This window comes from Lentisphaerota bacterium (assembly GCA_016873675.1).
Taxonomy (GTDB): Bacteria; Verrucomicrobiota; Kiritimatiellia; order RFP12; family JAAYNR01; genus VGWG01.
The window spans coordinates 1-22,147 of the sequence record VGWG01000013.1 but is presented as its reverse complement, the minus strand read 5'-3'; the positions used below and the strand labels follow the sequence as shown (position 1 = coordinate 22,147).

The window sequence follows — 22,147 nt, the reverse complement described above, 5'->3', positions numbered from 1 at the left end:
CTCAAACGCCCCCCAGTGCGGCCTCAACGCCCGAAATGACCAGCGCCTTTTTCAAGAATGACGAACGCAGCAATTTGGGATATCTATGGGCATAAGACACCAGCTTCGGCATGTCGACAAGATCCGTCAGGCACGTGTTGGCGCGAAGCAATTCCAGAATGCGAGACTGATTGTTGTACAGGAATCGTTTGCCGTCCCAGCGGAAACCCTGCTTTTGCTGCCGCCATTGTGACGGCAGCGGCGCGAGCGAGTCAAAGGCCTGGCGCAATTCATATTTGTTCCAGGCGGAACGGAACTTCCGGCGATACCCGCTGTAGGCATAGCGATTGAGCCGGTAATCCAACAGGGGGCTGCGCCCTTCCACGCTGGACATCATGGAGTTGCGGTCGTTATGCCACAGCCATTCACCCAGTCGGCCGCCGGGCGCGAGATCGGCGCACATCGCCTCTGTGAAAGAGAACGAGAGATTGTCGAGCGGGTCGGCGGTGGATGATCCGAGGATCTGACGCAGCTCAACCTTCAAGCAGGGATAGGCCAGAGCCTTCAGTTTGTTGCCCGCCGACTGCGTCGCTTCAAGCCAGGCAGCGGGCAGAAAGGAACGCAACAGATGGGTGCGGACGATGTGCTCATCGTCCTTGCACAACAGCTGATTCCAGATCCACGTCCAGTCGCCCTGTCTGACGGCCTCGCGCACCGCAAACGGAAACTGGCGCTGCCAATAGCCGCCGAATAGCTCGTCCCCGCCCGTGCCATCCAGCACGACCGGCACGCCTTGCGCGGCGATCACCTCATACATTTGCGGCATCGCCATCGTGCTGCCATTCATCGAGAACGGCTTCTCCTGATGCCGGCAGATCGTGAGAAAGCGATCAAAGGTGTTCGAGTCATAGTCGAGCAAGACGGTTTCGGCGCGGACACCCAGTTGATCGGCGCACCGCTTGGCATACGCATAGTCCTCCGATTTCCCGGTGTCGCCCATGTACACCCGGCAGTGCTCATGCAGCCCGAGCGTATAGAGCGTGGATAGGATCAGCGTGCTGTCAATGCCTCCCGAAAGCAACAAGCCGACCGGACGATCCGAAATAAGCCTTTTTCGAACGCTGTCCTTGAGGTCCTCCACAAGCTGTTCCGGATCGTCGTTGATCTGACCTGCCAGTTCGGAATCATAAAAATTGAAATACCGCTCCTGCCGGATTGTCCAGGAGTTGAGGTCAAAAACGCCCCAGTGTCCGGGCAAAATCTGCGAAATCCCCTGATAATGGGTCTCGGCGCATCCGGATGGATACAGCGTTCCATGAACCAGGTAGCGCGCCACCGTGTCCCGGTTAAAGACGAGTGGACGATGGAGATAGGATTGGATCGCATAGAGGGTGGATGACACGCAGAACGTATCGGTATCCCGATAATAAAAAAGCGGCTTTTTTCCATAGCGGTCGCGTGACAGAAACAGACGGAATCGATCCGCCTGATACAGCGAAAAAGCCCACATGCCGTTGAAGTGTTTGAGGGCCTGGTCCTCCTGGGCGAGGACGCTCTTGAAAAGCGTCTCTGTGTCCCCGTGGGTCTCGATCACGTGTCCCCGTGCTATCAGGGCTTCGTTCAACTCTTTAAAATTATAGATTTCTCCGTTGAACAACAACACGTCCGGGCCGATGACAAACGGTTGTCTGGATTTCTCCGACACATCCAGAATGGACAGCCGCTGATGGCCGAACGCAAAATAAACCGTCTGCTTTTGGCCCTCGTGTGCACACGTTTCGCGTTCAACAAAAAGCTCGCCGCTTTGGTCGGGGCCGCGATGACGCATCGACGCCAGCGCATGACGAAAGCGATCCCGGTTCACCGGCTTGTTCCTGTGAATCACCTGAAGAAAACCGCACATGTATTATTCCTGGAGATGGCCCCTGAAACGGTTGGAAAGTATGGCATGATTGAAGGAGGATGTCCATCTCAGGCTAGAACCGGAAATAGATAAAGGGGTTGTGCGTCCCGGCCGCTAGCGACATGGCACTGAAGAGGAACAAAAACGCCACGGCCGCGGCGTTGACCAGCGTATAGGCGGCCGCGCCGGCCGGGTTGCGCATGAATAGCCGCTGACACCACAGCCGGGCGCGCGGCAGGACTGGCGCGGAAAACACAATGCCGAACACGAGGGCCGCCAGGACGTCACCGGACCACCAGTCCTGCAGCATGAGCGAGCTTTTCGCAGTCGGCGCAAACCCCGCCATCGACGTGATCAGCACGACGGCTCGCGAGAAGGATTCGGTGTAAAAAAGAACCCAGCCGGCCATGATCACCAGCAAGGCATACCCGTGTTGCAGGGGACGCGGTAATCGATTGATCAGGCGGGCCAGGCCGAGACGCTCCACCACGAGGAAGAATCCATGGAAGAGGCCCCAGGCCACATACGACCAGTTGGCGCCATGCCAGAGCCCGCACAGGAAGAAGACGGCAATCAGGTTGAGATACGTGCGGCTTTCGCTTTTTCTGTTGCCGCCCAGAGGAATGTACAGGTAATCCCGGAACCAGGTCGACAGGGAGATGTGCCACCGCCGCCAAAACTCTTGGATGGATCGGGAGACGTAGGGATAATTGAAATTTTCCAAAAACTGGAATCCGAACATGCGTCCCAGTCCGATCGCCATGTCGCTGTAGCCCGAGAAGTCATAATAGATCTGAATGCTGTAACAGAGGGTCGCGACCCAGGCCTGCGGAGTGGTGACCTGATCGGCGGGCAACGCCATCACGGCGTCTGCCGCGCGGGCAACGGTGTTGGCAATCAACACCTTCTTGGCCAGCCCCAGAACAAACCGGTTGACGCCGGAAGCGAACACCGGCGCGGACAGGGTCCGATGCACCAATTGCTGGGCGATATCGGCGTAGCGGACAATCGGCCCGGCCACGAGCTGCGGGAACAACGCCACATAGCAGGCGAAGTCAATGAGATTGCGGGTGGCTTTCACATGGCCGCGATACACGTCAATCGTGTAACTCATCGATTGGAACGTATAGAAACTGATGCCGAGGGGAAGCGTCACCCGCAGGGCATCCGTCAGACGCCAGGCCTCTGGAACCAGATGGTTCACGGTATCCAAGCCGAAGTTGAAATACTTAAAGAAACCGAGAAAAAGCAGATTGGCCGTCAGGGATGCGATCAGCGTCAGGCGTTGCGCGCGGGACCGCAGTCCTCCCGCCGCCAATGGCTCCACACGTCCGGTGCGCCATGCGCCGGAAATCAGCAGGCCGCACACGTAGTCAATCAGCGTTGAGGTGAGGAGTATCCACACGAGCCAGCCTTCGCCCCAGAAGTAGAACAGGATGCTGACGCACAGCAGAAGAAGATTGGACAGACGGAGGAACAGCGGCGCGCGCGAGCTGTGGCGGGAAACCTGCAGAAAGAGCAGGTGGTAAAGAATCAGGACGACGGGAAGGTAGAAAAAGAGAAAAGTGAGTGAACTAAAAACCATGGGTCCTATCTTTCCAGCGCCTTCGCCCATTCATCAAAAACCGGTTGCGGCTTGTGCAGGACGTTCCGGTGAATCTGTTCGTCCACAATCGCGTCCGGGTGGAAGGATTCGATGATCCAGCGATAGGTGCCGATGGAGGGACGCAACGTCGCCAGAAAGATGGTTTCTTTAAAATGGAGGGGAAAAAACCGAAACCACCCCTGCCAGGCGAACGAATCATGAATGATCACAATCCGCCCGGAGCCATCCGGGTTGCGCATGATGCGAACGCCGGAGATGCCATCCGGCAGTTTCAGGGACGCAATCTCCTCGGCGGGGGCCTCCTGAATCCGGTTGGTGTGCGCCGAGTCGGGCATGATCTCGACGCAGGAGATCGTGGCGGGGCGACCGTCGCCGAGCATCGCAATCAGATCGCCTTTCCACAGGCTCTCAACCTCAACGCAGGACTCGCGCCTGATCGGCTCCACGTCGGGAAAGCGCCGTTTGAGCCTCTTAATGACCGCGCAATAACTGAAATAACTGCCGAGATAGGTCCAATGCGTGTCGTTGGGGAAGTAAAGCAGCCCTTCAGACTTGCGCGCCAGGAGCTCGTCGCGAAGGTCCAGAATGTTCAACGCGGAGGACGCGCGCTCCAGCCAGCTCAGCCACTGCATGATGCCGTCCGTGCCACGCGCCTTCAGAACCGCATCCGGAAGATGTTCGGGGTAGATCACCGGCTTGTTCGGCGGGATGACGAACAGGTGGTGAATGCCCTGCTGTTCAATCCAGCGTTGCCGGCCTTCGAAACTGATGCGCAGGTTCTGCATCTTTTCATCCGACAGGGTGCGCAGGCCGAGAAAGTCCGCGATATTGCCGTTATCCTTGAGGTATAGCCAGCCGTCTCGTCCTTCCAGCACGCGATCGGATTGCCGGTGAAAAACATCCTGCATCAGCTTCCGGTGGCGCCGAATGAAGGTGTTGCGGAAGCCGATGTGATCGTTGCAATAAGCGTCCAAGCTCGCAGGCCAGGCTGCCAGCGGCAGCGACAGCAGCCTCGGGCGCTCGGCCAGAAGACGATTCTCATCCCCGGGCGGATGAAAGTCCCAGTTGAAAAAAGTTCCCAGAAAGGGGACGCTGATCAGCGTCGCGAACAGGACGGTGATCAGCCGTCCGCTGGATGTGATTGCTGAAGGCATGGGTTTCCGTGTCAAACAAACTCAGAACGTTTCATGAGGGCGTCACAGACCTGGACCTCTCCGCGTCAGAAGTCGTGTTCTCTGAGGGATGGTCGAACCGCTGGCGCTCGCAGGGCATTCGGCTGGAGAGCAGGCCTTGAAGGAAGCGAACGCCATAGACGAGATGCGTCGCGATGATGCCGAGCCAGACGATGAGCCAATCGAGGGGGCACCTGCGTATGGCGGCCAGTCCGGTGATCACCAGGTAGGCACCCACGCCGCACAGGTAGGCGCGCGCCAGCCACGGATGGACCCCGGCCAGGGGCGCACCCAGCACGAGGCCGAGCACAAAGAGCGACGGCAGCATGTAGGCCGGGCGGCGCGACGTGATGGGGAAGCGCTTGGCGAAGAAGCCGCGGTGCAGGGCGTAGCGCCCGACCTGCCGCAGGTGGGGCCCGAAGAGCGCGCGCCGGTGGTGGGCGACCGAAGCCCACGGGTCGTACACGATACGCCGCCCGAGCCGGTGGACGATGTCGGAACAGAGGATCGTGTCCTCACCCGGCCAGTACGCGGTGTTGAATCCGCCCAACTCGCGCACCACGTCGGCGCGAGCAATGAGATTGCAACTCGGCAGATCGTCTACCGTGCGCACCCGTCCCGGCCGGTACCGATACACGCAGGTTCCGGAAACCAGCCGGTTGGCATAGACTTCGCCCCCCAGTTGCGCCATCCAGGGGTCGCGCGGCGGCGTGACGCCCGGACCGCCGGCCGCAGCCACGCCGCTGTCGGAGAAATAGGGGACCGCGTGCGCCAGCCAGTCGGGGTAGGGGATCGTGTCGTCATCCAGAAAAGCGACGAGAGAACCGCAGGCCTCGCGGATGCCCCGGTTGCGCTTCTCCGATGGGCGGATGTGGCCGGTCGGGATGACGCGCAAACCGGCGGCGGGCGCGGCGTTAAGTTGCGCGGAGAGGTCGGGGAGCACCAGGGTCTCGATCCGAGCATACGTTTGCCGGGCGATGCCCGCGAGGCATTCGTCGAGATAGGGCGAGGGGGCGGGGCAGGCGATGATGATCGACACCAGCGGCAGGGGATCGGGCAGGGGATGGACCTCGACGCTCGGATAGTAGCGGAGGACGCGAAGACGGTAAAAGATGGCCAGTGTGTCCACCATGACGTGCTTGACGGTCGAGAAGCTCAGGCAGCCAACCTTGTTGCCGAATTCCATGCGGATCGGGGCCTCGGCGACGCGGTATCCCTTGGCATGGCAGATCGCCAGCATCTCCAGGTCAAAGGCGAAACTCTTGCAGAGCATCCGCTCGAAGGCCCAGGCAATGGCCTCGCGGCGGAACAGCTTCATGCCCGTCTGGGTGTCGGTCACCGGCAGGCCGACGAGGATGCGGACGAGGGTGTAGTAGACCCGGCTCGCGAGTCGGCGATGCCACGGGTAGTCAATCTGGGATTGCGGATGGCGTTTGGAGCCGATCACGATGTCGGCGCGCTCGGCCTGCATCACGGCAAAAAAGGTCGGTATCCGCTCGGGGGAGAGGTCGAGGTCGCCGTCGAGCAGCAGCACGTGGGTTCCGGAACAGGCCGCGAGGCCAGCGCGCAGCGCCGCGCCCTTGCCGGCGTTGGCCGCCAGCAGCACGGGGCGCACGATATCCGGATGACGCTCGGCCGCAGCCCGCAACTCATTCGCCGTGTTGTCGCGACTGCCGTCGTCCACCACGACGATCTCAAACGGGATGCGGCCGTCGAGCAGCGTGCGGACGCGGTCGCTGTTGGCCGCGATCGAGGGGCCGAGGTTGTAGGCCGGCATGACCACGCTCAACCGGCCGTCCGGGCCGAGACAGGCCCGCGCGGCCGACCAGTCGTCCGAAATCCCCGTTTTTTTGTGTTTGCGCGCTCTGCTCATCGATTCAGACATCTCCGAGTTTGCGAGCCGTCATACGCCGGGCGCGAGAAGGCGCAGCCGCAGTAATCCTGCCGATACAGGCCGAGGGCGGAACTGATCGAACGGGCGCGGCCGAAGCCGTCGTCCTTCTTGAAATCCAGGGCCAGGAAGCGATCCGCCGCGAGTTCCCGCCCGATCACGAAGAGGATCGGCGACGATTTGTGGGGGCTGGTGGTGAGGCTGGTCGTGAAGGCGTCGAACCCGGCCTGTAACATGTGGCCGCAGGTGCGGGCGAGGCTGTAGCGGAAACACAGGGCGCAGCGGCTGCCACGCTCCGGGGCATTCTCGTGGCCGGCCACGGCTGCGCGCCAGGCGTCGCGGTCCGGGGCGTCGACGAGGAGCGGCGCGAGGAAATGCGCGGCCAGCCGTTCGACGTGCAACAGCCGCAGCGCGTGCTCAGCGGGGGTGTCGATGTTGTGGTTGCTGAAGAACAGGGTCACGGCGTGGCCGAGGCCGAGGAGACGCTCGACGGCGGTCGAGGCGCACGGGGCGCAGCAGGCATGGAGGAGTACGCGCATGACACTTAAAGCTGCAAGAGGATGAGCATGGCGAGCGCGGTCTGCGCTTCGGCCGCGGCCTCGTGAGTCATGCCCGTGGCCAGCCAGAAACCGGCGCCGGGCGTTTGGGGGTCGTGCTGCTGGCGGGCGACCAGCGTGCCCGCCAGTTGCTCCCGCCAGTCGGCCGGGGTGACGACGAGGCCAACGGGGATGGCGCGGTTGATTTCGGTGATCAGGAGGACCCGATCGCCTGAAAGCAAGGAAGACTGGACAATGTCCAGTGTGAGCGGCCTGGCGGCATCCACGGTCCCGGATGATGGCCACGGAGTGATCTCGGCCCCCGTGGCGAGCGCCGTCCAGAAGGTGTTGGTGCCCGAGTCGGAGGTGCGGCGCAGCCACGCCTGACCGCGATCAACGGCGGCCTGAAGGTTCGTGTCGGCGGGCATCTGGCGCAGCGCCAGGACGGCATAGGCGGTGGCGAGGCGGTTGCTGACGCCCCAATATCCGCCGGGCTGCTGCCCCGCCCGCAGCCATAGCCCCCCGCGGCGCACCGCCGCATCGGCTTCCTGCTGCAGGGAAAGGTGGAGCCGGCCCCCCGGCAGTCGGGGCGTGGGCGACTCCCGGACGGTCCCGGCAGTATCCGCCCAGCAGCGAACGGCCAGCGCGGCACACATGAAAAAAACGGGTTTCATGATCGGATCATCGGCTTTCATTACCATTCCTTGACGCGACCCCAGCATACCACACGTGACGGGTTTTGCAAGTAGACACACCTCGAAAAACGTGCCATACTGCGTCTGTCTGTTTTCGAGTGCGGCCCACTGCCGTAATCAGATTGTTTAGCCTGGGTGGCGGAATGGCAGACGCACCGGACTTAAAATCCGTTGCCGGGTAATCCGGCGTGAGGGTTCGACTCCCTCCCCAGGCACCATAAAATCGCTGTTTTCCGGTTGACGGATCTCGGGGAGAGAAGCTGTGTCTACTTGCCCGGCCTCGGATGACCCTGATGATCGGTTCCGCAAGCGAAATTGGCGAAGCGTACCCGCATAAGTTAAATATACGGAGTGTCCCTTATAAACCGCTGGATAGAGGCACACTCTCAGGGAGACTCTTTATCGGGAGCTCACGGCTTCAAATACAGCAATCACGACTTTGGACATTCGCTCGTAGTCCAGCCGCCCGGACGTGTCCTCTTTTGTGTGGTATGCCCTGTTTCTGTAGAATGCGGTGTCAGTGATCATCAGGGCATTGAGTCCAAGCGGCCAGTAGTTGAGATGATCCGAGAAATCAATGCCCGGAATGGAGGCTGGAGCCCGCAGGGAGTACACGGGAAGGTCTGTCGCTCCTTTCATGCCCGCCTTGATGCGCTTGATCCACCGGCCTTGGTCCCAGCGTCCAATGACGGCGATGAAGGTGCCTCGACTGGGGTAGATCAACTTGAGCCATTGCGAGGGATAAGACTGAGAGCCCTTCGCAGCGTTAAAGTATCCGACCGTATCCAGGACGATCACGCCCTCAATCTTTTCCTGCTCGGCCGCAATGCTTGCCGCATGGACGGCGCTCCCCATGAGCGGCGTCCGGAAAAATGGGGGTTCCTCCAGAACATAGGCGACCAGTTCAATCTCCCTCTCTGGCGGGTGACGCCCGAACAGGTAGCTCAGTTCAATGAGAGCGGCCACGCCGCTGGCATTGTCGTCCGCACCCGGGGTGTCGCCGCAGGCATCGTAGTGTGCCCCCACCACAATCTTAGCGCCTTTCCCCACGCCGAAACGGGCGATTACATTGCGGTACTGCCGCCCCTGGGCTGGGACGGGTTGGAACTGCACGACAGCACCGGCGTTCGTGAAGTGGGTGCCGATATAGTCTGCACAGATGCTGAGGTTAGCCTCGTGCTCCCAGTCCCGTGGATGGAAGGTCTCGCTCAGCGTGGTCACATGTTCCCGCAACTGATCGGGTGCAACGGACACCGCAGAAGGCTGATTGCTTCGGAATGTGGGCTGGGAAATCAGACACCCCGTCACAGCGACGACGAGCGCAACAGCGGCCAGGATGCGCGCGGAAGATAGTAAAAGGCGTCTTTTCATGTGACGTTCTCCACACTCAGGAACCTTGATCAATATCGTCGGCTACATCCCGTCCGGGACCGTCACACCGAGCCGATAGAAGCGTGGTGTGGCGGGTGAGGTGTTGGTGGCGGACCAGTACGTCGGGTTGCCGGCACCGGAAAAGGCGCCGGTGACGGCGGACTGCCACGGCGTGGTGGGCGCGAGGGTCAAATCCCGCTGCCAGACGCGATAGAGACGATCGGTGTGGCCGTCAAAAGAGAGGGTGTCCACATCGTTGGTTTGCCAGACGGCGGCGATTTGGAACAAGGAAGCGGTGTTTGTCGGATCCGATCCGGCGATCCATTCGGCGAGGTTATTCGCGCCGTCGCCGTCGGCGTCGTGTGTAGCATCCATTCCCTGAACGCTGCCGCCGTAGCGGCCTTCCCACCAGTCCGGAAGGCCATCAACGTCACTGTCGAAATGGGGGATGATATTGGTGATCCACGCATAGCGCGAGGAGACGCGGGTGGAATAGAAGCCGCTGGGAACAGGGTTGGTGATCAGCGTCCAGTTGTTGTCGGAGCCCATGTAGAGGCCATAGCCATCGTAGATAGCGGCATTGAATTCGGTGGTGTTGTTGGTGCTCTGATTGAAGGATCCGTCGACGGAATAGTGCACACCGGCCAGTTGCCAGCGTTCGTCAATGCAGGCAAAGGCTGCCCCCCCGGAATCCCATGTGGCCAGATGGCATTCGTCGGGACCCGCGCCGTGATCAAACGTGGCATACAGACAGTCGGCGCCGCCCGCCTGTCTGATGGAGGCCACCTGATTCGAGCCCCAGCGCATGATGCCGTCGGCGCCACCCCATTTCCAGCCGTTGGTCAGACCGGCGGTCACCACCGCATTGCCTCGCTTCCGCCCGCGGCCGAAAGCCAGCAGCGGCGCGCCGACTTCGTTGGTGCCGACGTACAGGGGTGCGTGGCGGGGCAACCGCGTCACGGATCGACAGAGCCGCAGGTCGGAATGGGAATCGTCGTAGACGGTGCTCAGCGTGTAGTTTGAGCCGTCGAGAACGAAATTTGTTGACACGCTGAGGTGCTTGGCCGTCAACACGAAAAAGGGCGCGATGGCCGTGGCCTGGGCGGTTCCGAATCGGCCGATGTAGTGCCACCCGCTGTTCGTCAAGGCGCCCGCAGGAGCATTCGTGTTGTACGATGCATCGGGGGTGGCGTCAAAAAGCACAGCGTAGGACGTCGGTGCCAGCCGTAAAGCGAGCCCCACGATCATCCACCGGAAGCAGCCGTTCTTGGTCGTCACAAACACGCCACATTATACCACTGCTGCCGGGCCGGGCCAACACCGAATGCGTGTCTTCGAATCGCGGGGGTGCATCCCCGTTTATGTTGCGCGCAACATAATCGTGGATGCGCCCGAATCGCGGGGGGTGCGGGGCGCGTTAGAATGGCTGCGCGGGTGTAATCGGTAAGCCACAGGGGGGGCAGCGCGAGAAGAGGCGAAAGGGCACTGGATAGTCTGACGTGGCAGGTGTGTGACGAGCCAGTGCGTGGCGGATCGGGCCGGACATTCAGCTTCACCCAGTGCCTCTCCATCAGTAAGTCAAATTTTGAGGCGATTGGGTCATCGGGGTCGGTATCGGAATCGGGATCGAATTTCCGTTGGTTTTATCGATACCGATACCGATACCGATTCCGACCCCGACGCCGATGGTCCCATATCCAAAATTTGAATTGCTGGGCGGGTTTTGAATCCTCTTGACAGACACCTTCATTTTTGAAATATTTCGCGTCATGGATTCGCGGGTCCAGACGGTTTTTGGCACATGCTCGGCTCGTGTGGGCCAGGGCGAGCCGACAAGCGATTGCGTGTCAATCGGTGCGGCTGCGCGGTTGTCGGTGTCTGGTGTTCTCGCGCTAGTCCTTGTCGCTCTGGTCCTCGGCGGGTGTGGAAAGCACGAGCCGTCCGTGATCGCCAAACCGCAGTACGATCCGGTGGTGAGACGATGGGCGGAGCTGTTTCACCCCTCGGTGTTGACGCTTGACGAGCGGTGCGCCGAACTCGCCTGGTTCCGTGAGAAGGGGGCCGAGTTCGCGGGAATGAATCTGGTTTCGGTCGGGGAGGACATCGAGACCAGCTTTTGGGAAAGCCAGTATCTTTCGCGCGCGTTTGAGGAGATCACCGGCATTCGCGTACGTCACGACGTGATTGGCGAGGGCGATCTCGTCGACCGGCTGGTCGATCAGATCGAGCACGGCAAGCACCGCTACGACATTTACGTGGCCGACGCGGATCTGAACGGATGGCTTTTGCGGACCCGGGGTATCGTCGTGCTTGGTGACTACATGGCCGGCGATGGCAAGGCCTACACCAATCCCTATTTGGACGTGGACGACTTTCTCAATCTGGAATGCGCGCAAGATTACGACGGGCGACAACTGCAGCTCCCCAACTATCAGTTCCCGCTGGTCTACTGGTTCCGTCATGACTGGTTTTCGGACCCCCAGGTGCGGAGCGACTTTTTCAAGCGCTACGGGTATGCGCTCGGAGTTCCGCTGAACTGGGCCGCTTACGAGGACATTGCCGCTTTCTTCCATGGCCGGACGATGACAAACCCCAATGGTTCGGAGGTCGTTGCCCGCGGCCATGCCGACTACGGGTTGCCCGGTCCGTGGCTGGGCTGGCGATTTTCGGACGCTTTTCTGGGGGTAGCCGGGATGGGCGATGTCGGTGTGCCCAACGGGCTGCCGGTCGACGACTGGGGCATTCGGGTCGAGGATCGAATTCCGGTGGTGGCCTCGGTCGCGCGTGGGGGCGCCATCAATGGACCGGCGGCGGTCTACGCGCTGACGACTTGGCTGTCTCTGCTCAACCGCTACGCGCCCCCCGAATCTCGGCAGTTGGACTGGCTGGGGCAGGGACGCATTCCGCCCCGGGGCGACATTGCTCAGACTTGGTACTGGTGCCAGATCTATGCGGCGCTCAATCCCGAGTACAACAAAGTGGGAAGCCCCGTCTGCGACAAACAGGGCAATCCCGTGTGGCGCATCGCCCCCATGCCACGCGGCAAGTACTGGCGCGAAGGGATGAAGATGGGGTATATGGACGCAGGCAGTTGGACCCTGCCGCTGGATACCGACGGTCCGCGCCGACACGCCGCCTGGCTGTGGGCACAGTTCTGCCTGTCCAAGAGCGTCGCGCTGAAGAAGTTCATGGCCGACGCCACACCGGTGCGCAGGAGCACGCTCTATTCGGGGCCGGCGACCCAGAGCCAGCGGCGGCTGGGTGGCCTGATCGAGTTCCTGCGATCCCCGGTGATCAAAAATTACACCGACACCGGACTCAACGTTCCGCACTATCCGCAAATGTCGGCCCTGTGGTGGCAAAACATCTCGCTGGCCATCGAGGGCCAATCGTCTCCGCAGGAGGCGCTCGATCATCTCGCCGAACAACTCGACGCGCTGATGGGGTCGCTGACGTTGGAAGCGTACTCTCCGCGGTTGAGTCCGCCGAAGCCCGAAGCCCAAGGGCCGGACCACGCGGAGCCGCCACCGTCTGCTGAGCGGGAGACGCCGAAGACGTGCCTTTACGAGGATCTGCTGAAGGAATGGAAGAGGGCACCGCCATGAACCGACGGCCGTTCCGATTCGGGATCCGCACCAAACTCAATCTGTTCACCGTGGTGGTGGTGGTGCTCCTCACCATTATCGTCTATGGCTTCGTCATCCCCATGGTCGAGCGCGAGAAACGGGGCGAGCGCGAAAACAAGCTGCGTGCCGTCGTAGAGACGGCTGTCTCGCTGATGGCCCACTACGAGGATGCCGTTCGCACTTACCAATGGAAGACCGACTCGTCGCTGCCGCGCACCCGCGAGGAGGCCCAGGAGAAGGTGTTGGCGTACCTGCGGCCGTTGCGTTACGAAAAGGACGAGCACATTTTCATCCTCGACAGCGCGGCGCGCATGATCATGCATCCGCTGAAACCCGACCTGCAAGGCCGAGACCTGTCTGCAGAGAAGGCACCGGACGGCAGCCAGCCGTTCCGGGACATGGCTTTCGAGGCGCAGCGACGAGGGAGCGTCTTCGTCAACTACATCTGGTTTGCGAAATGGAGCCAGACGGTGTCCGAGCCGCAGACCACGTGTGCGCGCTATTTCTATCCGTGGGACTGGGTGGTGTGTTCGAGCCTGTATACGCAGGATATTGATGATGCCGTTCGAACGCTGAAATGCGACGCCGCCCTTGTCCTCGGCTTCGGCGCTATACTGGCGTGGGGCATCCTTTACGTCATTGCGTCTTTGGTTGCCAGACCCATCGTCGCGCTGGCCCAGCAGGTGAGCCAAGTGACCGGGCATGCGAACACTGCGGCTGCAGGCATCATTGCCGTGCGCGGCAATGACGAGATCGGCGATCTGGCGAATGCGTTCCGACAGACGCTGGATGACCTGCGTCAGGCGATAGCCCGGCTGCGCGAGAACGAGGAGAGCCTGCGCACAACCTTGGATTCCATTGGCGATGCGGTCATCGCCACGGATGCGCACGGCAATGTCGCGCGGATGAATCCGGTGGCGGAAGCGCTCACCGGCTGGCGGAGCGAGGAGGCGCGCGGCAGACCCATGAGCGAGGTGTTTCGGATCGTCAATGCGCTGACCCGGGTGCCAGCCGCAAACCCGGTCAGCCAGGTCATCGCAAACGGCAGGGTCGTCGGGATCGCGAACCACACGGTGCTTCTGTGTCGCGACGGAACCGAGCACCCGATCGCGGACTCCGCCGCGCCCATCCGGTCGGCTGCAGGCGTCATCACCGGTGTGGTGCTGGTCTTCCGCGACGTAACGGAGGAATACCGGATGCGACGGGCTTTGGCGGACAGCGAGAGCCGCTTCCGCGCGTTGGTCGAGTCATCCGCCGACCTGATCTGGGAAATGGACCGGCAGGGCGTCTACACCTACATCAGTCCGAGAGTTCGCGAGGTCCTTGGTTATTCGCCCGATGAGGTGTTGGGGAAGACGCCGTTTGATCGCATGCCTGCAGACGAAGCCGATCGGTTTGGCACGTTGTTCCGAGAGCGGGTTGCGGCCGGTCAGCCGATCATCGGGCTAGAGCACGTCAACAGGCACAAGGACGGGCGGCTGATGGTCCTCGAAACGAATGGCACGCCGATCTGCGACGGCGCGGGGGATGTTCAAGGGTACCGCGGTGTGGATCGCGACATTACTGAGCGCAAGCGCGTCGAGAAAGAGAACGTCACGATCGAGGCCCATCTGCGGCAGTCTCAGAAAATGGAAGCGGTCGGGCAACTGGCGGGCGGGGTGGCCCATGATTTTAACAACCTCCTGCAGGCCATCCTGGGGTATGCGGAGCTGGCGCTCGACACGGTCAACCCGGATGCCCGCGAATCCGTCGAGATGGTCTTGAAGGCGGGTCGGCGCGCGGCCACCTTGGTCCGGCAATTGCTCGCCTTCAGCAGGCAACAGGTCCTCGACATGCGAGATGTCGATCTGAATGAAGTCATCGCCGACATGATTAAAATGATTCGGCGGGTCATCGGCGAGCACATCGTGCTCGATGTCGTTCCCGGTTTAAATCTGGGCATCGTGCGGGCGGACAAGGGGCAGATCGAGCAGATTCTGATGAACCTCTGCCTCAACGCGCGCGATGCTATGCCAGAGGGGGGGCGAATCGTCATCGAGACGGAGGCTGTCGTGATCGATGAGACCTTCTGTCGTACGCACGCTTGGGCTCTGCCGGGACGCTATGCGTGCCTGAGTATAACAGACTGCGGATGCGGAATGGACGAGAAGACACTCGCGAGCATCTTTGAGCCGTTCTTTACAACGAAAGTTCTCGGGCAAGGGACGGGGCTTGGGCTGGCCACCGTCTATGGCTTGGTCAAGCAACACCATGGCCTCGTCAACGTCCTCAGCGAAATCGGCAAGGGGTCTACGTTCAGAATTTACATTCCATTGACCGGCAGCGTCGCCGTCGTCGTGTCCGAGGAAAAGAGCGAACCCTGCGTCCGCAGCGGGTCCGAGACCATTTTAGTCGCGGAGGATGACGAAGTGGTGCGAATGCTGACGCGCGCCGTCCTCAGCGGCGCCGGATATCAGGTGCATATGGCCGAAGACGGCGAAGTGGCCCTGCGGCTATTCGACGACCTGAAGGACTGCGTCGATCTGGTATTGCTCGATGTCGTGATGCCCAAGCTGGGCGGCCGAGCGGTCTACGAACGGATTCGGGCGCAACGTCCGCAGGTGCCGGTCATCTTCTGCACCGGGTACAGCTTGAGCGCCATTCACACCAACTTCGTTCTTGACGAGGGACTTCGGCTGATTCAGAAGCCTTATCGGCCCAATGATTTGCTGCGCAAGGTGCGCGAAGTCTTGGACGGTGCCGCGACGGCGCGTTCATCGCCAGCCGACCGCTCGTGCACGAGCGTGTGAGTCAACCGGAGCGTGAGCAGCACGAGCGGAGCGATCCCGGCCCGCTGAATTTCTGATCGCTTGTTCAGGGAGCATCCTTCGTATGCACGTTCTCGTCCAGCACGTGTCGCACCTTGCGCGCCAGGTCATTGCGCTTCGAAAGATTTGCTGGTTATCTGCCCCCATTTCTGGCACGCTATCACAATGAATTCATCCCGTCAGATCGATGCAGGCATGCTTTAGGCACATGCGGGCCGGTGCTTGTCGAAAAGCGATGTGCTTATCGATCTGTTGTAAACGATTGTCTGGCCCGTCTGACCCGTTTGATAAACCGCAAAAGAAGAACAGCCCATGATCATCGACATTCAAGACCATCTCGACGAAAACTCCTCCGTTGACATCGTGCCGGCTGTTCAGCGCGCGCTGGCGGCCTGCCGCACGGCGGATCATCCGACCCTACGCTTTCATCCCGGCGTCTACCACTTTCGTGCAGACCGAGCCCCCGAAACATTCTCCTACATCTCGAACAACGACAGTGGCGTCCGGCGCATCGCTTTTCCGCTGGTCGCTATGAACGGGCTGACCCTTGACGGGGGCGGCGCGGAGTTTATCTTCCATGGGCGCATCACCCCGTTTGTCGTGGATCATTCCAGCAACATGGTATTGCGCAACTTCAGCGTGGATTGCGACCGCCCCTTTTACTCGCAGGGCGAAGTCGTGGCCTGCACGGCGCAATCGCTGGACCTGCGGATTTCGCAGGAGGAGTTTCCCTATCGCGTGGAAGGCAGGACGCTGTACTTCACGTCGGCCGACTGGATGAGCCTGAACGACTGCAGTTGGCTGATTACGGAGTTCGACCCACGCACCCGCGCCCCGACGCGAAGCATGTACTATTACCCCATCAAGGCTGTTTCGATCGCCCATCTGGACGAAAGCACCGACAAGTGGGCGCAGCTCTTCACCTCCACGGAACCGGAGCCGGGCGTGGTGCGTCTGCACTACAAGACCCCATGGCTCCACACGATCGGCAACATCGTGACCATCAGTCACGAGAAGCGGAACAACCCCGGCGTGTTCATTCACGAGTCGCGCAACGTCGCCATTGAGGACGTTCGCCTGTACCACGTCGGCGCCATGGGTGTGATCGGTCAGCTCTCCGCCGACATCACGCTCAAGCGGGTCGTGGTCGCCACACGCCCGGGTTCGTCACGCATCATCTCTGCCAAGGCCGATGCCACGCACTTTGTCAACTGCGAGGGGACGATCCGGATGGAGGACTGCCAGTTCGACAACATGCTGGACGACGCTACGAATATTCACGGCATCTATTCGCGCATCTCGCGCGTCGCGGGGAAGGACACGATCGAGGCGGAGCTGAAGCACTTTCAGCAGTACGGGATCTGCTCGTACCGGCCGGGCGACCGGGTGGCGTTCACGGAGGCGCAGACCATGCAGACGCTGGCCGAAGGGGTGGTGGCCGAAGCGCGCGTGATCAACGCACGCTTCTTCGAGCTGCGTTTCAAGGCTGCCATCCCGGCGGGGGTGTGCTCGGGCTTTGCGGTCACCAACGTCACGCGCCTGCCGGCGGTGGTCATTCGCGGCTGCCGCACGGGCAACAACCGGCCTCGCGGTTTTCTGCTCAGCAGCAACCGGCCGATGCTGATCGAAGGGAACACGTTCTACAACTCGTCGCACGCGATTCACGTTTCTGGCGATGCCAACTACTGGTTTGAGTCGGGGCCGGTGCGCGATCTCACCATCCGCGGCAACACGTTTCTGAACTGTGGCTATGCCGACGGCGCGGCGCCTATCAACATTCGGCCCGAAGTGCCCAAGCCCCAGGAGGCGAAGGCGGGCTATCACCTCGGGATTGTGATCGAAGACAACACCTTCATCTCGCCCAATCCCAACCTGCTCACGGCCCACCATGTGGATGGGCTGGTGTTCAGAAACAACCGGGTGAAGGTCTCGGATGCGTTTGTCCCCAACGCCGCAGGCAAACCGCCCGTGCAACTGTGTGGGTGCCGGGATGCAACGGTACTCCCGTGCAGTCCGGCATGACGGCCTCCCAAAAGCGTGCCGAGTGATTATCAATTCAATAGGAGCAGACAATGTTTTATCCTGGACAGATATGGAAAGACACGGACGGCAATCCGATTCAGGCCCATGGCGGCGGGATTAACTGCTTTCATGGAACCTACTACTGGTATGGCGAGAACAAGACCGGCTGCAGTGCGTTTATGAACGGGCAGCCGTGGCATGCGGGCGTAAATTGTTATTCGTCCAAGAACCTGACGGATTGGACGTTTGAAGGCACCGTTCTGCCATCCAGGCCAGACGACACGGAACACGACTTGTCGCCTTTCAATATTATGGATCGTCCGCACGTTCTCTTCAACGCCTCCACCGGAAAATACGTCATGTGGATGAAGATTGTGCGCGGTGGATGGGGGGGCGCACAGCGGACGGGCGTCGCGGTGGCGGATACACCGACTGGTCCCTTTCGTTATCTCCGCTCGTTTCTGCCCTGCGGGATGGTTTCCGGGGATCCCAATTTCTTTTTGGAGCCAGGCCACGAGCAGAAGGCCTATTGGATTTTCAACCGGCCCCACACATCGGTCGTGATTGCAGACCTTACGGATGATTATTTGAACACGACCGGCATGTACAGCCTGCACTTTCCGCATTCGGGTCCGCCGTCTGCGCGGGAGGCGCCGGTGGTGATCAAGAAGAATCAACGCTATTTCATGATCACCTCCGGGACCACCGGCTACGGCGCCAATCCATCGGAATGGGCCTCGGCGGATCTGATTCATGGGCCCTGGACAACGCATGGGAATCCCTGTGTGGGGACGAAAGCGGAGACGAGTTTCGATTCTCAGTTTGGGTCCGCGTTTGAACTTGCGGACCGGCCGGGGCACTTTATCGGGGTGGCGGATCGCTGGACGCCGGGGGACATCTCCGACTCGCGGTATGTCTGGCTCCCGTTGCAGCTCAAGGACGGGCGCTTGGAGATACGCTGGTTCGACGAGTGGGATCTTTCGGTGTTTGCGGCCCTCTGAACGGTTGGAGCCAGTCAATGTCCTGTCGGGATGAGGGGCTTCGAAGGATGAGGGGATGAACCACGGACATTTCCAGGCGGTGCGAAGCCGCTTCAACCGGTACGTGGCCCGATTTCGCGGGCCTGACGGCGCATTTCCCCCGATGCAAGCGCTCAAGCGGCGGCACACCGCCCATGTGGTAGCCGACGCCGGGCGCATCATGGCCGCAGAGGGATGGGCGACGGCAGAGGCGCTGCTCGGGCGGACGGCGGCGCTTCTGCACGACATCGGACGCTTCTCGCAGTACGCCGAGTTCGGCACGTTTCAGGACAGCGCCTCGGTGAACCACGCCGAACGGGGATGCGCGGTGATGCGTCAGGAGGGGATCTGCTTCGGGATGCCCGAGGACGATGCGCGGATCATCTTTGAAGCGGTGAGGCTGCACAATGGAATCGCGCTGCCGCCAGACATCGCTCCAGACGCAGCCCGGATCGCCTATATGGTGCGTGATGCCGATAAACTCGACATCTTCCGCGTGCTGGAGGAGGCTGTTGAGAGCGGGCAGCTGGAGCATAATCCCGAGATCACGTGGAACATGCAACTGGAGGGCGGGGTTTCCGAACCCATTCTGGCGGCGCTCGATGCGGGGCGCGCGATCAATTACCGCGATGTCACCACCTTCTGCGATTTTGTCATGGTGCAGGTCTCGTGGCTTTCCGGGCAGTTGCACTATGCCGAGTCGCGGCGGCTGGCCCGCGAACGGCGCGTGCTGGAATACCGCGAGCGTCTGGTGCTGGCGCGCTGCGATGACCCGCGGGTCAGCCGCTATTTTCACACATTAGAATAGCTCCGCCATCGCCGCAGCGCGCTGGACATTGCTTTGCGCTTCTGGCATACTCCCTGCGTGACATCGCTACCGATTATCGGTTTGGCCGGTTTACAGCAGGCATGAGCCTTCGTCGGCCAAGGAGCGATCACTGAACAATCCTAAAGGAATCACCATGAAGACCAAGAGCGAAATCATTGCAGAGTTGGCTGAAACGGCTGGTGTCGAGAAGGCGCAGGCGGCGACGATGTTGGAAGCTCTGGTCGCGATGGCCATCCGGGAAGCCGCGGACGGGTTCACCATTCCGGGACTCGGCAAACTCGTCAAGGTGGAGCGCGCAGCCCGGATGGGGCGCAACCCGGCGACGGGCGAGACGATCCAGATCGCGGCCAAGTCGGCCCTGAAGTTCAGGCTCGCCAAGGCGGCCAAAGAAGCGATCATGACCCCCGCGTGAGGCGCAGCGAACGAATACCATCGTTGAACGGAGCCGCGGGGACGGGTTTCGGGCTATGGGGTTTGAATGCTCCGTCTGGTTCTGGACTGCCTGAATGGCGGGCGGCGGCGGCGATTAGCCGTCCGCCTGCACGCCCTTGATGGGGCGTCTCCCTTCTTCAGATCGGGTTGTCTGCTCTGCCTTGGGCAATAGCGTGGACAGCAGCGAGCGCAATCTGTCAACGGTGTACGGTTTCTGCAGGCAACCAGCCAACCCCATACCGGCGAATCGCGCCGCGATGTCATCCTCGGCATAGCCGCTGGCAAGGATCACACGCACATTCGGGTTTATTTGCCGAAGTTCCCGGAAGGCTTCTTCTCCGTTCATGTGCGGCATCGTCAAGTCCAGCAGAACAAGCACGATGGCGTCCTTGCGCTCGCGATACAGATTCACAGCCTGCAGCCCATCCTCCGCCGTCAGGACTTGGAGTCCCAATCGCCGCAACTGCTGTGAGCTGATTGCGCGAATGCTCTCTTCGTCGTCCACGAGCAGAACCGTTCCAGACCCATGCCAATCGCGGTTGGCGTCGTGTTCGGGTTCTCGATCCTCCGCCACGTCAATCGCGGGGAACAGCACCTTGAACGTCGAACCCTTTCCCGGTTCACTGTATACTCGCAGCGCTCCCTCGTGCGCTTTGACAATGCCCAGAACAGCCGACAGCCCCAGCCCGCGTCCAGTGAACTTGGTCGTGAAGAATGGCTCAAAGATGCGTTGAACGGCATCCTTGTCCATTCCGCAACCCGTGTCGGACACCTCGATGTAGACATAGGTCCCCGGCTTGTCGGGCGCCACGATGTAGCCATTGGTCAGGTGCTGCCCCGAGCAATCCATCGCGCCGGTGGAAAGGGCGATGACACCGCTTCGCTCGCCTATGGCCTCCGACGCGTTGATGACCAGATTCATCAGGATTTGGCGAATCTGCGCGGGGTCGCCTAACATGCACGGAAGCGACGTCTCCAGCTTCAAGTTCAGGATCGCTTTCTTCGAGATGCTGGTCTTGAGCAAGTGGAGGGTTTCTTCGACAAGATCTCCCAGAGCTATGTTGCGCTTCTCGATTCGACTCTTTCCCGCATAGGCAAGCATCTGCGCACACAAGCCCGCCGCGCGCTTGGATGCTGTCATGATTCCCTCAAGTCTTTCCCTGCCGGGAGAAAGCGGAGAAATATCATCGAGCGCGAGTTCCGCGTTCCCCATGATGGCCGCGAGGATATTGTTGAAGTCGTGAGCGATCCCGCCCGCAAGTATACCCAGCGATTCCAATCTTTGAGTCACACGAAGCTGCTCTTCATATTTGCGGAGTTCTTCTTCGGCTTTTTTACGAGCTTCAATATCATTGACCGAGGGGAGGAAGTATAAAGGCTTCCCTTCAGAATCACGAACAAGGGATACATTGACTTCCCCCCAAACCATCCTGCCGTCTTTTCGGATGTAGCGCTTCTCTGCCGAAAAGGAAACCCGATTCCCGTCGATCATTTGCTCCAGTTCCTTCGTTCCAATTTCAAGGTCGTCCGGATGGGTAATATCTGAGATATATTTCCCTATAAGTTCTTTTTCGGTATATCCCAAAAAAGCGCAAAAGGCAGGATTGCATTTCATCAAGCGTTTATCCAGACCGACAAGGACGGCCCCGACAGACGATTGTTCAAAAACACTTCGGAATCGTGCTTCAGATTCACTGACACGGGAATCAGCCTGGATACGAGCAAGGAAGGCCCCTACATGGGCGGCTATGTCCTCAAGAATTTCTATTGTTTCGAGTGAGAATAAGTCCTTTTGTCTGGCATTGAGTTGAATCAGCCCCACAATCCGGTCTTTATTACGAAGAGGGATCAGCGCTACGGATGCAAATCCCTGATGGATGCAGTTATTACGCGGATGCAGGCGCGGATCCTGATCGGAGGGCAGATCCAGCAGAGGGAATGAGTTGTTTGTCCAGAAGCTTCCACCCTTGGTAAAAAGGGGATTGGCGGGGTCGGTTTTGCCGGAGAGGACTAACCCACAGGTGCATTCCAGCCGGACGTTGCCATTCTCGTCCTGGCATAAACAGCCATCTTTACCGCGTTCGACCAGGGAATTTTCGACGAGCAGGAAATTTGCGGAAAAACCCTCCTGCGCTTGAGAGTGCCAACTTCTCGGGCGCTCCCTGCGTCCGCTCCCCGCCCCCGCCCCCGCCCCCGCCTCCACATCCGTGGAGCGTGAAGATGAAAGAGCCGAACGCATCGTTGGAATGCACGATGCGG

15 protein-coding genes and 1 tRNA gene are annotated in these 22,147 nt (G+C 60.6%); 7 read left to right on the top strand and 9 right to left on the bottom strand.

Going from position 1 to position 22,147, the window contains the following annotated elements; genetic code table 11:
• Window position 1 precedes the first annotated feature (1 nt).
• The 6 genes from asnB to FJ222_03220 form a co-directional block, all read right to left on the bottom strand.
• Window positions 2-1,882, bottom strand: a complete 1,881-nt coding sequence (gene asnB, locus FJ222_03245) for an asparagine synthase (glutamine-hydrolyzing) (protein MBM4163442.1) — start codon at window positions 1,880-1,882, stop codon at window positions 2-4.
• Window positions 1,883-1,955: 73 nt separating this feature from the next.
• Window positions 1,956-3,467: an MBOAT family protein gene (locus FJ222_03240; GenBank protein MBM4163441.1), complete on the bottom strand. Its 1,512-nt coding sequence runs from the start codon at window positions 3,465-3,467 to the stop codon at window positions 1,956-1,958.
• Between the two features lie 5 nt (window positions 3,468-3,472).
• Entirely contained in the window at window positions 3,473-4,642 is a 1,170-nt protein-coding gene (locus tag FJ222_03235) for a hypothetical protein (GenBank protein MBM4163440.1), read from the bottom strand.
• A 31-nt stretch (window positions 4,643-4,673) separates the two neighbouring features.
• Window positions 4,674-6,545, bottom strand: a complete 1,872-nt coding sequence (locus FJ222_03230; GenBank protein ID MBM4163439.1) for a glycosyltransferase — start codon at window positions 6,543-6,545, stop codon at window positions 4,674-4,676.
• Window positions 6,530-7,090, bottom strand: a complete 561-nt coding sequence (locus FJ222_03225; GenBank protein ID MBM4163438.1) for an epoxyqueuosine reductase QueH — start codon at window positions 7,088-7,090, stop codon at window positions 6,530-6,532. The genes FJ222_03230 and FJ222_03225 overlap by 16 nt, the downstream gene beginning before the upstream one ends.
• A 5-nt stretch (window positions 7,091-7,095) precedes the next feature.
• Window positions 7,096-7,782, bottom strand: a complete 687-nt coding sequence (locus FJ222_03220; GenBank protein MBM4163437.1) for a hypothetical protein — start codon at window positions 7,780-7,782, stop codon at window positions 7,096-7,098.
• 129 nt (window positions 7,783-7,911) lie between these two features.
• Between FJ222_03220 and FJ222_03215 the strand changes: the two genes are divergently transcribed.
• Window positions 7,912-8,000: transfer RNA gene (locus FJ222_03215), tRNA-Leu, on the top strand.
• A 181-nt stretch (window positions 8,001-8,181) separates the two neighbouring features.
• Here the strand turns inward: FJ222_03215 and FJ222_03210 are convergent.
• On the bottom strand, window positions 8,182-9,153 hold the full coding sequence (locus FJ222_03210) for a M28 family peptidase (protein ID MBM4163436.1): 972 nt from the start codon (window positions 9,151-9,153) through the stop codon (window positions 8,182-8,184).
• Window positions 9,154-9,195: 42 nt separating this feature from the next.
• On the bottom strand, window positions 9,196-10,431 hold the full coding sequence (locus tag FJ222_03205) for a hypothetical protein (GenBank protein MBM4163435.1): 1,236 nt from the start codon (window positions 10,429-10,431) through the stop codon (window positions 9,196-9,198).
• A 491-nt stretch (window positions 10,432-10,922) separates the two neighbouring features.
• Between FJ222_03205 and FJ222_03200 the strand changes: the two genes are divergently transcribed.
• The 6 genes from FJ222_03200 to FJ222_03175 all read left to right on the top strand — a co-directional run bounded on the left by FJ222_03200 (window position 10,923) and on the right by FJ222_03175 (window position 19,868).
• Window positions 10,923-12,758 (top strand): carbohydrate ABC transporter substrate-binding protein, encoded by a 1,836-nt coding sequence (locus FJ222_03200; protein ID MBM4163434.1) that lies wholly within the window; start codon window positions 10,923-10,925, stop codon window positions 12,756-12,758.
• The gene (locus FJ222_03195; protein MBM4163433.1) at window positions 12,737-15,568 is read left to right on the top strand and encodes a PAS domain S-box protein; all 2,832 of its coding nucleotides are present in this window, start codon (window positions 12,737-12,739) and stop codon (window positions 15,566-15,568) included. The genes FJ222_03200 and FJ222_03195 overlap by 22 nt, the downstream gene beginning before the upstream one ends.
• A 330-nt stretch (window positions 15,569-15,898) precedes the next feature.
• Window positions 15,899-17,608, top strand: coding sequence for a hypothetical protein (locus FJ222_03190; GenBank protein ID MBM4163432.1), 1,710 nt, complete (start codon window positions 15,899-15,901; stop codon window positions 17,606-17,608).
• A 50-nt stretch (window positions 17,609-17,658) separates the two neighbouring features.
• Window positions 17,659-18,609 (top strand): glycosyl hydrolase family 43, encoded by a 951-nt coding sequence (locus FJ222_03185; GenBank protein MBM4163431.1) that lies wholly within the window; start codon window positions 17,659-17,661, stop codon window positions 18,607-18,609.
• A 55-nt stretch (window positions 18,610-18,664) separates the two neighbouring features.
• Window positions 18,665-19,435 (top strand): HD domain-containing protein, encoded by a 771-nt coding sequence (locus FJ222_03180; GenBank protein MBM4163430.1) that lies wholly within the window; start codon window positions 18,665-18,667, stop codon window positions 19,433-19,435.
• A 154-nt stretch (window positions 19,436-19,589) separates the two neighbouring features.
• Window positions 19,590-19,868, top strand: coding sequence for an HU family DNA-binding protein (locus FJ222_03175; protein ID MBM4163429.1), 279 nt, complete (start codon window positions 19,590-19,592; stop codon window positions 19,866-19,868).
• A gap of 114 nt (window positions 19,869-19,982) precedes the next feature.
• Here FJ222_03175 and FJ222_03170 read toward each other — a convergent pair.
• The coding region (locus tag FJ222_03170; protein MBM4163428.1) for a PAS domain S-box protein at window positions 19,983-22,147 on the bottom strand (2,165 nt) is incomplete at its 5' end.

Excerpts from the sequence above, each read along its gene's own strand:
- asnB (MBM4163442.1), bottom strand. The coding sequence starts at position 1,882 with ATGTGCGGTTTTCTTCAGGTGATTCACAGGAACAAGCCGGTGAACCGG.
- FJ222_03240 (MBM4163441.1), bottom strand. The coding sequence starts at position 3,467 with ATGGTTTTTAGTTCACTCACTTTTCTCTTTTTCTACCTTCCCGTCGTC.
- FJ222_03235 (MBM4163440.1), bottom strand. The coding sequence starts at position 4,642 with ATGCCTTCAGCAATCACATCCAGCGGACGGCTGATCACCGTCCTGTTC.
- FJ222_03230 (MBM4163439.1), bottom strand. The coding sequence starts at position 6,545 with ATGTCTGAATCGATGAGCAGAGCGCGCAAACACAAAAAAACGGGGATT.
- FJ222_03225 (MBM4163438.1), bottom strand. The coding sequence starts at position 7,090 with ATGCGCGTACTCCTCCATGCCTGCTGCGCCCCGTGCGCCTCGACCGCC.
- FJ222_03220 (MBM4163437.1), bottom strand. The coding sequence starts at position 7,782 with ATGAAAGCCGATGATCCGATCATGAAACCCGTTTTTTTCATGTGTGCC.
- FJ222_03210 (MBM4163436.1), bottom strand. The coding sequence starts at position 9,153 with ATGAAAAGACGCCTTTTACTATCTTCCGCGCGCATCCTGGCCGCTGTT.
- FJ222_03200 (MBM4163434.1), top strand. The coding sequence starts at position 10,923 with ATGGATTCGCGGGTCCAGACGGTTTTTGGCACATGCTCGGCTCGTGTG.
- FJ222_03195 (MBM4163433.1), top strand. The coding sequence starts at position 12,737 with ATGGAAGAGGGCACCGCCATGAACCGACGGCCGTTCCGATTCGGGATC.
- FJ222_03190 (MBM4163432.1), top strand. The coding sequence starts at position 15,899 with ATGATCATCGACATTCAAGACCATCTCGACGAAAACTCCTCCGTTGAC.
- FJ222_03185 (MBM4163431.1), top strand. The coding sequence starts at position 17,659 with ATGTTTTATCCTGGACAGATATGGAAAGACACGGACGGCAATCCGATT.
- FJ222_03180 (MBM4163430.1), top strand. The coding sequence starts at position 18,665 with ATGAACCACGGACATTTCCAGGCGGTGCGAAGCCGCTTCAACCGGTAC.
- FJ222_03175 (MBM4163429.1), top strand. The coding sequence starts at position 19,590 with ATGAAGACCAAGAGCGAAATCATTGCAGAGTTGGCTGAAACGGCTGGT.